Below are 12,820 nucleotides of genomic sequence, written 5' to 3'. Positions count from 1 at the left end.
GTCCCGGACCGTCGGGTCGGGGACCCTCACCAGGGTACCGGCGCAGGTCCCGGTGCGGGCGCGACGGCCACGAAACCTCCAGGTGCGGACGATAGAGTGAAGTCATGCCCAGGCCGTTGCCGAAGCCCGGACCGTTTCCGGTGCGCTCCAACACCGTGGAGGAGACCTCCGCGGGCGGCATCGTGGTCGATTTCTCCCGTGCGGACCGGCCGGTCGCGGTGATCGCACGGATCAACCGGGCCGGGCGCCTCGAATGGTGCCTGCCCAAGGGTCACCTCGAGGGCGAGGAGACCGCCGCGCAGGCGGCCCGCCGCGAGGTCGCCGAGGAGACCGGCGTCGAGGGCAGCGTCGTCGCCCCGCTCGGCAGCGTCGACTACTGGTTCTCCGTCGCCGGCTACCGCGTCCACAAGGTTGTCCACCACTTCCTGCTCAGCGCCACCGGTGGGGAGCTCACCGTCGAGAACGACCCGGACCAGGAGGCGATCGACGCCGCCTGGGTGCCGTTCGACGAGCTCGGCTCGCGCCTGACCTTCGCCAACGAGCGCCGTATCGTCGCCGCGGCCCGCACCGTCCTGCCCCGGTACGCGCCGTGACGCTCGCCTCCCCCCGGCGCGGCGCCACCCTCGTTCTCCTCGCACTCCTCGTGCTGCTCCTCAGCGGGCTGCCGTTCCAGCTCATCCCCGCCGCGGTAGGCCCCGTGCCCCAGCCCCCGGTGGGGGCCCCCGATCCCGCAGCCGAGGCGCCCAGCACCCCGGAATCCGCCCAGGAACCGGGCACCGAGCTCGTCGTGGTCGACGAGATCACGCCCTGGCTCGACCCGGACGGCGCCCTGCGGGTGTCCGGCACGGTGATCAACCGCAGCGACACCGATCTGCGCACCCCGGCGCTCGAGCTGCGGATGTCCACCGATCGCCTCGACTCCCGCCTCCAGATCAACCGGTGGAGCGAGCGCGGCGGCCGCCACCGGATCCTCGCCGCGAGCACCGACACCCCGCCCGACGACGCGGACGGCGCGCCCCAGGTGCCCGACCTGCCGGACTCGCTGGCACCGGGACAGGTCGCCGAGTTCGCCTTCGAGGTGCCGGCCGACCGCCTCGAGCTGCCCACCTCCTCCCCGATCTCCGCCTGGGGGGCGCGCGGGGTCGAGGTCGCCCTGTCCGGCCGGACCGATTCCGGTGCCGTCGCCGGCTCCGCGACCGGGTTCACCACCTGGTATCCGGACCCTGACCCGGACCCCACCTCGATCACCCTCGTCATGCCGGTGACGCTGCCGGGCTTCTCCTCCACCGGTCTCCTCCCGCAGGAGACGCTCGAACAGGCCGCCGGGCCGGAGGGCCCGCTCACCGCGCTCCTCGCCGCAGCCGAGGTCGACCCGGCGATCGCGCTCGCGATCGACCCGCGCCTGCTCGCCTCGATCGACTCCGCGCTGCGCGCGTCCGAACCCGCCGAACCGGAACCGTCCGCACCCCTGCCCACCGGGACGGCCGCGCCGAGCGAACCGTCCGAGCTCGTCACCGAGCCGGCCGACGGCACCGACCCCACCCCACTCCTGCGGGACTGGTTCACCCGCTTCGCCGATCTCGCCGAAGGCCGCACGCTCATCGCGCTGCCCTGGGCCGACGCCGACCTCGCCTCGCTCACCGAGGGTGACCTCGACGGACTCGCCGAACGGGCGCAGGAGGACGCGGCGATCGTCACCGAGATGTTCCCACAGGCCCGCACCGATGTCGTGTGGCCGGTGTCGGGCACCGTGACACAGGAACACCTGCCCGACCTCGTCACCCCGGACACGAACACCGTCGTCGTCTCCGACCTCCAGCAGCCGGCCCTCACCGGGTACACCTCGGACGCGCACTCGACGGTGACCGTCGCCGCGGGCCCTGAGGACGGAACGGGCGCGGACGACTCGGGATCCCGCGCGGCGGCCGACGACCCGGGCGACGGCTCCGGCGCCATGGAGGGCGGCGCGCGGGACACCTCGGCGGGCTCCCCGCGGATCCTCGACTCGCTCGTCGTCGACACCGGGCTCTACGACGCCGTCGCCACCGCTGGCGCAGCCGGGGCGCCCGCCGCAGCGGTGAGTGAGTACGTCGCGGAGAGCTCCGCGATCACTGCCGAGCGCCCCTACGACTCCCGCCACCTGTTCGTCACCCTGCCGCGCACGGCCGCGGACAGCTCCTGGCGGGACATCGCCGAGGCCACCCGCTCCGCCCCGTGGCTGGCCTTCCGCTCCGTCGACGCACTCCTCGAGGGGCAGCCGGTGTCCCGCGCCCCGGTCGTGGCCTCGACCCGTCGCACCGGTCTGACCGCCGAGGCCATCACCGGGCTGCGCTCCGCCCACTCCGCGGTGGGCGATTACGCAGCGGTGTTCAGCGATGCGGACTCCGCGCGCCGCGACCTCGACCGGATGATGCTCGGCTGCGCACAGGCCGCCTGGGCGGACGCCCCCAACCGCGCCGAGTGCACCGAGGCGCTCGACACCGAGGTCGCCGCGCTCACCAGCAGCATCCGACCCGAGGAGGGGTCCCCGGTGCTCCTCGTCACCGGCGAGCGCACGACGATCCCGATCCGGGTGGAGAACACCTCGGGTCGACCCGCGACGGTCACCGTGCGCGTCACCGCGCCCACCCCCCAGCTGCGCACCGCGGTGAGCGAGACGGTGGAGCTCTCGCCGCACGAGAGCACGCGCGTTGACGTGCCCGTCGAGGGGCTCGCGAACGCCGACCTCATCACCCGGGTGGAGATCGTCGCGGACAACGGCTATGTCGTCCCGCACACCGGGGAGCTCATGGTGCGGGTGCGCGCCGACTGGGAGAACATCGGCACCGCCGTCATCGCCGCGGGCCTCCTCATCGTGTTCGTCGTCGGCCTCGCGAAGTCCGTGTCCCGCGGTCGGCGTAAGATTCCCAAGAGCCAGCTCGAGGCCGCCATGGCCCGGGCGCAGCAGAACGACCGAGGATAGGAGAACGGGTGGCACGCACCGGGATCTCCTCACTGGCGAAGTCCTCGGCGGTGATGACTGCCGGCACGCTCGCCTCGCGCATCCTCGGCTTCGTCAAGACCATGCTCCTGGCGACCGCGATCGGCGTGACGATCGGCGGCGCGGCCGACGCCTTCGACGTCGCCAACAAGGTCCCGAACAACCTCTACATGCTGCTCGCCGGCGGAGTCCTCAACGCCGTCCTCGTCCCGCAGATCGTCCGCGCGACCCGCCGCTCCGACGGCGGCCGGGACTTCACCAACCGGCTCCTCACGCTCACCCTCGTGCTCCTCCTCGGCGTCACGGTCATCGCCACCCTGTGCGCTCCGCTCCTCGTCCGCCTCTACTCCTCGTCCGCCTGGAGCCCGGAGCAGACCGCGCTCGCCGTCGCCTTCGCCTACTGGTGCCTGCCGCAGATCTTCTTCTACGGCCTCTACACGATGCTCGGGCAGGTGCTCAACGCGCACTCGTCCTTCGGTCCGTACATGTGGGCGCCGGTGGTCAACAACCTCGTGTCGATCGCCGGCCTCATCGTCTTCATCGTCGTGTTCGGCCCCGGCGAGGCCGGTCAGCACGCCGTCGGCACCTGGGACACCCCCAAGCTCGTCCTCCTCGCCGGCTCCGCCACGCTCGGCGTCGTCCTCCAGGCGCTCGTCCTGCTGTGGCCGCTCAAGCGCATCGGGTTCTCCTACCGGCCGACCTTCGGCTTCCGCGGCTTCGGCCTGCGCACCGCCGGCACCGTCGCCGGCTGGACCTTCGCCGCGGTGCTCATCGGGCAGCTCGGCTTCATCGTCACGAGCCGGGTCGCCGCCTCGGCGTCCTCGACCGGCGGGGAGGCCTCGGCATCGAACGCCGCGTACTCGGTCTCGTACCTCATGTTCATGCTCCCGCACTCGCTCGTCGCGGTGTCGCTCGCCACCGCGCTCTTCACCTCGATGAGCTCGTACGCCGCGGAGGACGACACGCGCTCGGTGCGCGGCTCGCTCACCCTCGGCCTGCGGGTGGTCGGGCTCGTCAACATGTTCGCCACCGTCGCCTTCATCGCGCTCGCCGGCCCCGCCGCGATGCTCATCGGCGGCGGATCCCAGGCCCAGGCCCGCTCGATCGGCCTCGTCCTCGTCACCATGGTCATCGGCCTCGTCCCGTTCAGCGCGAACTATCTGCTCCAGCGGGTGTTCTACGCCTACGAGGACGCCCGCACCCCGTTCTGGGTGCAGGTGCCGCAGGTCGCGCTCACCGCCGGCGGCGTGATCGCCTCCGGTGCGCTCCTGCCACAGCAGTTCGTCGTCGCCGGGATCGGACTCTCGATGAGCGTCGGCTACCTGTTCGCCTGCATCACGAGCGCCGCCCTGCTGCGCCGCCGCCTCGGGCATCTCGAGTCGACCGCGATCCTCGTCGCCCACCTCAAGTTCGCCGTCGCCGGTGCGCTCGCCTGCGCGGCGGGGATGGGTCTGCTCGCGTGGGCGGGCGAGGGCGCCTGGGCCGGGCGCGCCGGTGCGCTCGTCACCGTCGGCTGGATCGGCATCGTCATGCTCGGGGTGTACCTCGGCGTGTGTTGGCTGCTGCGGGTGTCGGAGCTCCACGCGGTCGCCGCCACGGTGCGCGCCAAGGTGAATCGCGGCGCGGGCTGAGACGAGGGCGCGGTGCCGAACGGTAGTATTCGACTCTGAGGCGAAGCATGACTCTGCAGAGGTGGTCCCCCTGATCAACATCGAACGCGGCACGGTCATCGCCGACCGGTACGTCGTCTCCGAAGTCCGCCGACCCTGGTTGGCCGAGTTCCCCGAAGCGGGAACCGTGTGCCTCGTCATCGACGCCATCCTCGATGAGCCCGCGCAGCTGTTCGCCGCCGACGCCTCCCGCTCCGGCGACCTCCTCGACGCCGCCCGCCGCGCCTCGCTCCTCACCGATCCCCGGATCCCCGACATCCACGACGTCGGACGCGCCGACGGCATCGACTTCGTCGTCGTCGACCGCACCGAGGCCGTCGGCCTGCCCGCCCTCCTCGGCCACGGGCCGCTCGACCCCGAGGCGGCCCGCGCACTCGTCGGCGAGGCCGCGACCGCCCTCGTCCACGCCTCGAAGCGCGGCCTCCACCACCTGTGCCTGGGCCCGGAGTCCATCGCCCTGACCCCCACCGGAGAGGTCGAGGTCCAGGGGGTGGCGATCGACGCCGCCGTGGCCGACGGCCCCTACGAGCTCGGCCTCGACGCGCTGTCGAGCCGGGAGGCGCTGCGCGAGGACGCGCTCGCGCTCGTCAACATCCTCTATGCCGCGCTCACCGCGCACTGGCCCGGGCCCGAGGCGCGCAGCGGACTCGAGCCCGCGCCCAAGAAGAACGCCCTCATCGTCCGCGCCGAGTCGGTCACCCCCGGCATCCCGCGCGACCTCGAGGAGTTCGTCTCCGGAGTCGTCTCCAAGACCGAGGCCGGCCCGCGCAGTCCGAGCGAGATCGTGCGCTACCTGGGCGAATGGGACACCCGCGCCCTCCACCGGCTCGCCCGGGGCGGAACGGCCGAGCCCGGTGAGCCGCTGTTCCCCGGCGGCACTACCGACTTCAGCGGCACCCCGCGTGATTCTGCGCCCGGCAGCACCGCCGACGCTGCGAAGCGGGCGCCCGGACAGGCCCCGGGCGCCGAGTCCCCGGCGGGACGCCTCCCCGACACGGCAGGTCCGGCCGGAACCGGCGCTGCCGCGGCCGCCGCCGCCGCGGCGGGCACCACCGCCGGAAGCACCCCGTCGCTCCCCGAGCGCAACACTCCCGCAGGGACTTCCGCCGGTGGCCGCAGCGGATCGCGGCCGAGCCGCACCCCCGTTGCGACACCCGCACCCGCCGCAGAGGAGTCCGCACCCACCCGCCGCGCCACGCCGCAGCAGCTCCAGGCCGCGCTCAAGCGCATCGGCATGGTGCGACCGGGCACCACCGGGCTGGCCGCAGGCCGCTCCGGCAGCGAGACCTCCCCGTTCGACGACCAGATGCAGATGCGTCGGGCGTCGACCTTCCCCGTGGCCGCGGCGAGCATGGACGAGGTCGCCGACGACACCCGCGAATGGCAGCCCGAGGACACCTTCTCGAGCTACTCCGAGTACGCCTCCCGCGAACAGGACCCCAACCTCACCGCCCCGATCCTCGATCGTGACGCGATGTGGAACGACAGCGAGGACACCCAGGTCATCGAGCTCGACCGGGCCCCCGATCCCGAGGGCTCCGGTGAGGACGAGGACGACGGCTCGTGGTTCCTCGGCGGGATGTTCACCACCCGCGAGGAGGAGCTCGCCCGCCAGCGCGCCGAGTTCGAGCGCGAGCGCCGTCTCCAGCAGGAGGCCGAGGAGCGGCTGCGCCTCTCGGACCCGAACCGGCGGACCTCGCGCGGCGGAGTCGCCCACGACCTCGACGATTCCCCGATCGATGACGCCGCGGGGCCCAGGCCCGGGGCCGGGGCCGGGGCCGGAGTCAGGGCCGGTAACGGGGCCGCCGCAGCATCCCGCGGCGGGGCTGCGGCTGCTCTTCGCAGCGGTTCCGAAACGAACGGCGATGATGCTGCCGAGACTCCGGAACAGGGTTCGAACCCTGCCGAGAACGCCGTCCGCTCGGACGCGACTACAAACGTTTCCGCACTTCAGACGGGTTCCAGCCCTACGCATTCCAAGCGCGCTCACACGAGTGCTGTCGCCGGTGCCGCCGCCGGAAGCGGATCGTCCGGTGCCGGTCCCGCGGATCGCGGATCGCGCAGCAGCTCGCTCAAGCCGCTGCCGCTCATCATCGGGGTCCTCGCCGTGCTCGTGGCGATCGGCCTCATCATCGGTCTCTTCGTCCGCCCGGGCGACGATCCGACGGCCGGTGAGACCACCGCTCCGCCCGCGGAGCCGTCCTCCGCAGAGCCCTCGCCCACCGAGGAGGCCGGTCCGCCCCCGGTGATCGCGGCCGCCGAAGCTCTCGACCCGGAGGGGGACGGCAGCGAGAACGACGCCGATGCGGAGAACGTCCTCCCCGGAGTGTCCGGAGTATGGGAGACCGACCGGTACAACTCCGCAGAGTTCGGCAACCTCAAATCGGGCCTCGGGCTCGGCCTCGAGCTCGAGGATGAAGCGACCATCTCCTCCGTCGCGATCATCTCCGGCACCCCCGGTGGCGCCGTGGAGATCCGCGTGGGCGACTCGGCCGACCCGGAGGACGCGGAGACCGTCGCCACCGGCGAACTGCCCGACGACACCGGGACCATCGAACTCGACGAACCGGCCACGGGCACCCACGTGTTCGTCTGGATCACCGAGCTGCCCTCGGTCTCCGAGGGCTACCGCGCGCGGATCAGCGAGATCGAGCTGTCGTGACACCGCGGTCCCGGGCCACCTGTCCGGGCCCGCGGCAGCGCGCGCGGAATAACCCCGTGCACCGTCCTGTTGTGCGTACATCGAACTGATCCACCCCTCGCCTGCTCATCACGAGCAGGCGCCGTCACGACCGGCCCGCTGAGCCCCGGTCACCGAGGAGAATCCATGACCGAACGCCACGTCGTCATCATCGGCTCCGGCCCTGCCGGGTACACCGCCGCGATCTACGCCGCGCGGGCGAATCTGCAGCCTGTCGTCATCGCGGGATCGGTGACCGCCGGCGGCGAGCTCATGAACACGACGGACGTCGAGAACTTCCCGGGCTTCCCCGAGGGCATCCAGGGTCCCGACCTCATGGAGAGCATGCGGGCACAGGCCGAACGCTTCGGCGCCGAGGTCGTGTACGACGACGTGACCGAGCTGCGAATGAACCCCGGCGCCCACGGCATCACCACGGCCCTCGGCACGGAGTACACGGCGCGCGCGGTCATCCTCGCCACCGGCTCGGCCTACCGGGAGCTCGGGCTCCCCAATGAGAAGGCGCTCTCCGGCCACGGCGTGAGCTGGTGCGCCACCTGTGATGGGTTCTTCTTCAAGGATCAGGAGATCGCTGTCGTCGGCGGCGGGGACTCGGCGATCGAGGAGGCGACCTTCCTCACCCGATTCGCCTCCAAGGTCACCCTCATCCACCGCCGCCAGGAGCTGCGCGCCTCGCAGGCCATGCAGGACCGTGCCAAGGCCGACCCGAAGCTCGAGTTCCTCCTCGACTCCGAGGTGGCCGAGATCCACGGTGAGGACGCGCTCACCGGGCTCACCGTACGCAGCACCGCCACCGGAGAGACGAGCGAGCTGCCCGTCACCGGTCTGTTCGTCGCCATCGGCTCCGATCCGCGCACGGAGCTGTTCAAGGATGCCCTCGAGATCCGCCCCGACGGCTATCTCGCCGTGGACGGCCGGAGCTCGCGGACCACGGTTCCCGGGATCTTCGCCGCCGGCGACGTCATCGATCCCATCTATCGTCAGGCGATCACCGCCGCCGGCTCCGGCTGCGTGGCCGCCACCGACGCCGAACACTACCTCGCATCACTCAACGACAAGGAGTCCTGAAATGACCAAGGAAGTCACCGACGCCACCTTCGACGCAGAGGTCCTCCAGTCCGACAAGCCTGTGCTCGTCGATTTCTGGGCACCCTGGTGCGGGCCCTGCCGCATGGTGTCCCCGATCGTCGACGAGATCGGCGAGGAGCAGGCGGAGAAGCTCACCGTCGTCAAGGTCAACACCGACGAGAACATGGAGACCGCCGCGAAGTACGGGATCACCTCGATCCCGGCGCTCTACGTGTTCCAGGACGGCGAGGTCGCCAAGACGATCATCGGCGCCCGGCCCAAGCCCGCGCTGCTCCAGGAGCTCGCAGAGTTCACCTCCTGAGCCGCACTCAGCCGACCGCAAGGCGCCTGTTGTAAACTCAACAGGCGCCTTGCCCGTTCCCACCCCTAGTCGACCATTGCGAGAACGATGACACCCACCTCTGTTTTCCCCTCCCTGTCGCGGGGAGACCGCAGCGACATCCTGCTGGCGACCAAGTCGCAGCTGTCGCGCCTGGGATACCGGGTGGGGGACTCCGATTCTCCGGAATTCGATCACCAGTTCGATTCCGTGATCCGCCGCTTCCAGCAGGAGCGGGGCCTCCTGTGCGACGGGCTGCTCGGCCCGGAGACCTTCGGTCAGATCGAGCTCGCCCGCTTCCGGCTCGGCGACCGGGTGCTTCGCTTCGATCCCGTCCGCCCGCTGCGCGGAGACGACGTGGCCGAGCTCCAGAAGATCCTCAGCCGCCTCGGCATCTACACTGATCGCATCGATTACATCTTCGCCGAGGCCACCGATGCGGCTGTCCGGGAAGCTCAGACCGGACTGGGGCTCCGATCGGACGGCATCGCCGGGCCGACCACGCTCAGCGGCCTCCGTGCAGTCAAGAGGGACCAGGGAGAGGGCGATGTCTTCGCGCTCCAGGAGCGCGCCCGCGTGACCGCCTCAGGACCCTCGCTCGCCGGGCGCGTCGTCGTCATCGAGGCGGCGACCACACGGACCGACTTCGTCACGACCACGTTTCCGCCCGGTACTCAATCATGTGCCGAGGAGTACGCTGCGGACATCGCCCGCCGGCTCGAGGGACGACTGTCAGCGCTCGGCACCGCGACCGTCTACGTCGAGGACAGTGCTGAGCGCGCCACCCTCGGTGACGAGCTCGGCGCCTCGGCAATCGTCACGATCAATCTCGACAGCTCATCGTCCCCGAAGGCACAGGGAGCTGCGACGTACTACTTCGGACGCGGTGACGATCCGTCCGTCGCCTCCCCGGTGGGACGACGCCTGGCCGAGCTCATGCAGAAGGAGCTGTGTGCTCGCACCGGTCTTCTCGACTGCCGCAGCCACCCACGCACATGGGAGTCGCTGCGCAGGGTGCGCACGCCCAAGGTCCACGTCATGCCGGGCTACATCAGCAACGACGAGGACCGGGCCGCCCTCGAGGATCAGCGCCTCCGCGATCTCATCGCCGAATCCGTGGCCGTCTCCCTGCAGCGCCTCTACCTGCGCGAAGAGACCGACCCGCCCACCGGCACGCTCGACCTCGCCGCCGTCAGCTCTCAGCTCTGACGATCGCCCGCGCCACGGCCTTTCCGCGGCATCGGTCGGCCGCACTGCCCCGAGCGGCCCACTTCCGGTTGCGCAGCATTCACGGGCCGCCCTCGACCTCCGCCTTCAGCTCATGGATTGTGTTGCGGTGCCTCGACCGCCGATGTGTCCGAGCCGTCCGGGGCCATCTGAAGCCGTCTGAGCTGTCTGAGCCATCTGAGCCATCTGAGCTTGCTGAGGATTGTTTCACGTGAAACATCCCCTGCCGAGCGAAGTGGCATGTCTGCGCGTTCTCAACCACAAGCTCTGCGGTGCTGTCATCGGTCGAGCAACCGCTCGTGCATGACCCGAGCCGGACTCATTCGGTCAACCCCTGCTCATCCGACAACTACCAATCCCGCGATGTATCGCTGATCTCCACGCCGGATAGCTCTCGACCCAGAACAGCAGAGGGCGGGCTGCCATCGTGGCAGCCCGCCCTCGTCGAATCCTCCGGAGCGGCAGCGTCAACTCACAGTGTCACCGGAATCGGCCTGGGTGATCCCGAGAGTCTGGAGAATCCGCTTAAGATCATCCTCGTTCGCGAACTCGACGCTGATCTTGCCCTTGCGCTTGCCCATAGTGATGTTGACTCGGGTGTCCAAGCGGTCGCCGAGGTCCCGCGCAATGCTCGAGAGTTCTGGATTCGCAGCCGGTGTTTCACGTGAAACATTGACGCGATCACCACGGTTGAGGAGGACGACAGCTTCCTCCGTCGCACGCACCGACAGCCCCTCGGCCACGACGCGCTGCGCCAGCACCTCCATCGCTGCAGGGTCGACAAGTCCGAGGATCGCTCGTGCGTGCCCCTGCGAGATCACGCCGGCGGCAACTCTGCGCTGGACCAGCGGAGGCAGCTTGAGAAGCCTCAGAGTATTGGTGATCTGCGGACGAGACCGCCCTATGCGCTCGGACAGCTCCTCCTGTGTGCACGCGAAGTCATCGAGCAGCTGCTGATACGCGGCTGCCTCTTCCAGGGGATTGAGATCAGCGCGATGGAGGTTCTCGAGCAGGGCATCACGGAGAAGATCGACGTCGTCGACCTGCCGGATGATCGCTGGAATGCTCTCGAGCCCGGCCTCCCGCGAGGCCCGGAGCCGTCGCTCACCCATGATGAGCTCGAATCTGGGCTCCTCAGGGTCGATCACACGAACGACGATCGGCTGAAGCACCCCGACTTCGCGTATCGAATGGACGAGCTCATCGAGCGCATCCTCATCGAAGACCGACCGGGGCTGCCGCGCATTCGCCGTAATCGCATCGACCGACAGCAGTCCGAAAGCCGTGCCGGGAACCGATTCGAGCGATGTTTCACGTGAAACACCGGCCGTCTCTGCCTGCGTGCCGGCTTGCGCGGAATCAGCGTGCTGATCCTGATCCGCGGTCGGGGTCTGCGCGCCGGAACCAGTGTGTGCGGGGTTCTGCTCCGGTGACCGCTGGGTGTCGGCACCAGCAGATTCTGTCGATCCCTGCGACTTCTTCCGCCCGGTGGGCCCTGGTGGCACAGACGTGCCCGCAGTGGCGTTCTTCGCGGTCATGCTCGTCGCCCTGGAGCCGTTCGTGGTCGAACTGTTCGCGGATTCGTCAGCGACCGCCGTGTCGCTCACCGACGCCGACTCAGTCTTCGCTGTCCGGCGCGTGGTCGCCTTCGAGCGCGAGCTGGCGGGGGACTTCTTCTCAGCTCGTGCGCGACGCATGGAGACTGCCGGATCCTTGCTCGATCGGGCTTCGGATGTTTCACGTGAAACATCCGAGCCTTTCTCCTGCGCGGGGAAGAACACGTCCACGGGCCGCTCGCCGCTCACGACGTCCGGGATGAGCGCCCCCAGTCCACGTCCCAGTCCACGTCGGCGTTCAGCCATGGCTCTTCACTCCTCTCTGTGAGATCTCTTCGGCGGCTTCGCGATAGGAGAGCGCGCCGGAAGAGTTCGGTTCATAGGTGATCACGGTCTGTCGATAGCTCGGCGCCTCGGAGATCCTCACAGATCGTGGGATCGCCACGTCGAGGACCTGACGGGGGAAATGAGCTCGCACATCCTCGGCGACCTGCGAGCTCAGGTTGGTGCGGCCATCGAACATCGTGAGCAGGATGGTGCTCACCTGCAGCTCGGGGTTGAGGTGCTTGTGGATGAGCTGGATGTTCTTCAGCAGCTGACTCAGACCTTCAAGCGCGTAGTACTCGCACTGGATGGGGATGAGCACCTCTCGTGCCGCGACGAATGCATTGACCGTGAGCAGGCCCAGGCTCGGCGGACAGTCGATGATGACGTAGTCGACCCGGTCCTCGGCCTCGGCCCGCAGTTCGAGGTACCGAGCCAGGGATCTCGCCAGACGCTGCTCGCGAGCGACCAGGGAGACCAGCTCGATCTCAGCCCCCGCAAGGTCGATGGTCGCCGGCACGCAGTGGAGGTTCTCGATATCGGGGCACTGAGCGACTGCCTCCTCCATCGGGAGATCGTCGATGAGCACGTCGTAGATGCTGTTGACCTCTGTCGAGTGCTCGATCCCCAGTGCCGTGCTCGCATTGCCCTGCGGGTCGATGTCGATCACGAGAACGCGGAGTCCCTGCGAGGCGAGCGCGGCAGCGATATTCACCGTCGTCGTCGTCTTCCCGACCCCACCCTTCTGATTGGCAACCGTGAAGATGCGCGTTGCATCGGGCTTGGGGAAGGTCGTCGTCGCAAGCCGCTGGGCTCGGCGGTTGTCGCGTGCGATCTGCGCCCCGAGGGGAGTCGACTCGTCCATGATCGGCATTGTGCATGCTCCGTCCCTGGGAAGTGTGTGCCACGTGAAGTCTACCGACGTCGGTGCAGTGTTTCACGTGAAACATTCAC

General features: G+C 69.7%; 9 protein-coding genes. 7 read left to right on the top strand and 2 right to left on the bottom strand.

Annotated features, from left to right (window positions below; translation table 11 throughout):
• Positions 1 to 104 precede the first annotated feature (104 nt).
• The 7 genes from FDF13_RS04000 to FDF13_RS03970 all read left to right on the top strand — a co-directional run bounded on the left by FDF13_RS04000 (position 105) and on the right by FDF13_RS03970 (position 9,968).
• On the top strand, positions 105 to 593 hold the full coding sequence (locus tag FDF13_RS04000; RefSeq protein ID WP_137318527.1) for an NUDIX hydrolase: 489 nt from the start codon (positions 105 to 107) through the stop codon (positions 591 to 593).
• Positions 590 to 2,962 carry a DUF6049 family protein gene (locus FDF13_RS03995; protein ID WP_137318526.1) on the top strand — a complete coding sequence of 791 codons (2,373 nt, stop codon included), beginning with the start codon at positions 590 to 592 and terminating at the stop codon, positions 2,960 to 2,962. The genes FDF13_RS04000 and FDF13_RS03995 overlap by 4 nt, the downstream gene beginning before the upstream one ends.
• An 8-nt stretch (positions 2,963 to 2,970) precedes the next feature.
• The gene (murJ, locus tag FDF13_RS03990; protein WP_137318525.1) at positions 2,971 to 4,611 is read left to right on the top strand and encodes a murein biosynthesis integral membrane protein MurJ; all 1,641 of its coding nucleotides are present in this window, start codon (positions 2,971 to 2,973) and stop codon (positions 4,609 to 4,611) included.
• Positions 4,612 to 4,672: 61 nt separating this feature from the next.
• Positions 4,673 to 7,312, top strand: coding sequence for a hypothetical protein (locus FDF13_RS03985; RefSeq protein WP_137318524.1), 2,640 nt, complete (start codon positions 4,673 to 4,675; stop codon positions 7,310 to 7,312).
• A 165-nt stretch (positions 7,313 to 7,477) separates the two neighbouring features.
• Positions 7,478 to 8,419: a thioredoxin-disulfide reductase gene (gene trxB, locus FDF13_RS03980; RefSeq protein WP_137318523.1), complete on the top strand. Its 942-nt coding sequence runs from the start codon at positions 7,478 to 7,480 to the stop codon at positions 8,417 to 8,419.
• 1 nt (position 8,420) lies between these two features.
• Positions 8,421 to 8,741 (top strand): thioredoxin, encoded by a 321-nt coding sequence (gene trxA, locus FDF13_RS03975; RefSeq protein ID WP_137318522.1) that lies wholly within the window; start codon positions 8,421 to 8,423, stop codon positions 8,739 to 8,741.
• Between the two features lie 87 nt (positions 8,742 to 8,828).
• On the top strand, positions 8,829 to 9,968 hold the full coding sequence (locus FDF13_RS03970; protein WP_137318521.1) for an N-acetylmuramoyl-L-alanine amidase: 1,140 nt from the start codon (positions 8,829 to 8,831) through the stop codon (positions 9,966 to 9,968).
• 485 nt (positions 9,969 to 10,453) lie between these two features.
• On the opposite strand, the gene FDF13_RS03965 is transcribed toward FDF13_RS03970, so the two are convergent.
• Both FDF13_RS03965 and FDF13_RS03960 read right to left on the bottom strand, forming a co-directional pair.
• Positions 10,454 to 11,848 (bottom strand): ParB/RepB/Spo0J family partition protein, encoded by a 1,395-nt coding sequence (locus tag FDF13_RS03965; protein WP_137318520.1) that lies wholly within the window; start codon positions 11,846 to 11,848, stop codon positions 10,454 to 10,456.
• On the bottom strand, positions 11,841 to 12,740 hold the full coding sequence (locus tag FDF13_RS03960) for a ParA family protein (RefSeq protein WP_137318519.1): 900 nt from the start codon (positions 12,738 to 12,740) through the stop codon (positions 11,841 to 11,843). The genes FDF13_RS03965 and FDF13_RS03960 overlap by 8 nt, the downstream gene beginning before the upstream one ends.
• Positions 12,741 to 12,820 lie beyond the last annotated feature (80 nt).

Origin of the sequence: Brevibacterium sp. CS2 (assembly GCF_005280295.1) — a bacterium.
Taxonomy (GTDB): domain Bacteria; phylum Actinomycetota; class Actinomycetes; order Actinomycetales; family Brevibacteriaceae; genus Brevibacterium; species Brevibacterium pityocampae.
This window is presented reverse-complemented; position numbering and strand designations above follow the sequence as displayed.

Excerpts from the sequence above, each read along its gene's own strand:
- trxB (WP_137318523.1), top strand. The coding sequence starts at position 7,478 with ATGACCGAACGCCACGTCGTCATCATCGGCTCCGGCCCTGCCGGGTAC.
- FDF13_RS03970 (WP_137318521.1), top strand. The coding sequence starts at position 8,829 with ATGACACCCACCTCTGTTTTCCCCTCCCTGTCGCGGGGAGACCGCAGC.
- trxA (WP_137318522.1), top strand. The coding sequence starts at position 8,421 with ATGACCAAGGAAGTCACCGACGCCACCTTCGACGCAGAGGTCCTCCAG.
- FDF13_RS04000 (WP_137318527.1), top strand. The coding sequence starts at position 105 with ATGCCCAGGCCGTTGCCGAAGCCCGGACCGTTTCCGGTGCGCTCCAAC.
- FDF13_RS03960 (WP_137318519.1), bottom strand. The coding sequence starts at position 12,740 with ATGCCGATCATGGACGAGTCGACTCCCCTCGGGGCGCAGATCGCACGC.
- FDF13_RS03965 (WP_137318520.1), bottom strand. The coding sequence starts at position 11,848 with ATGGCTGAACGCCGACGTGGACTGGGACGTGGACTGGGGGCGCTCATC.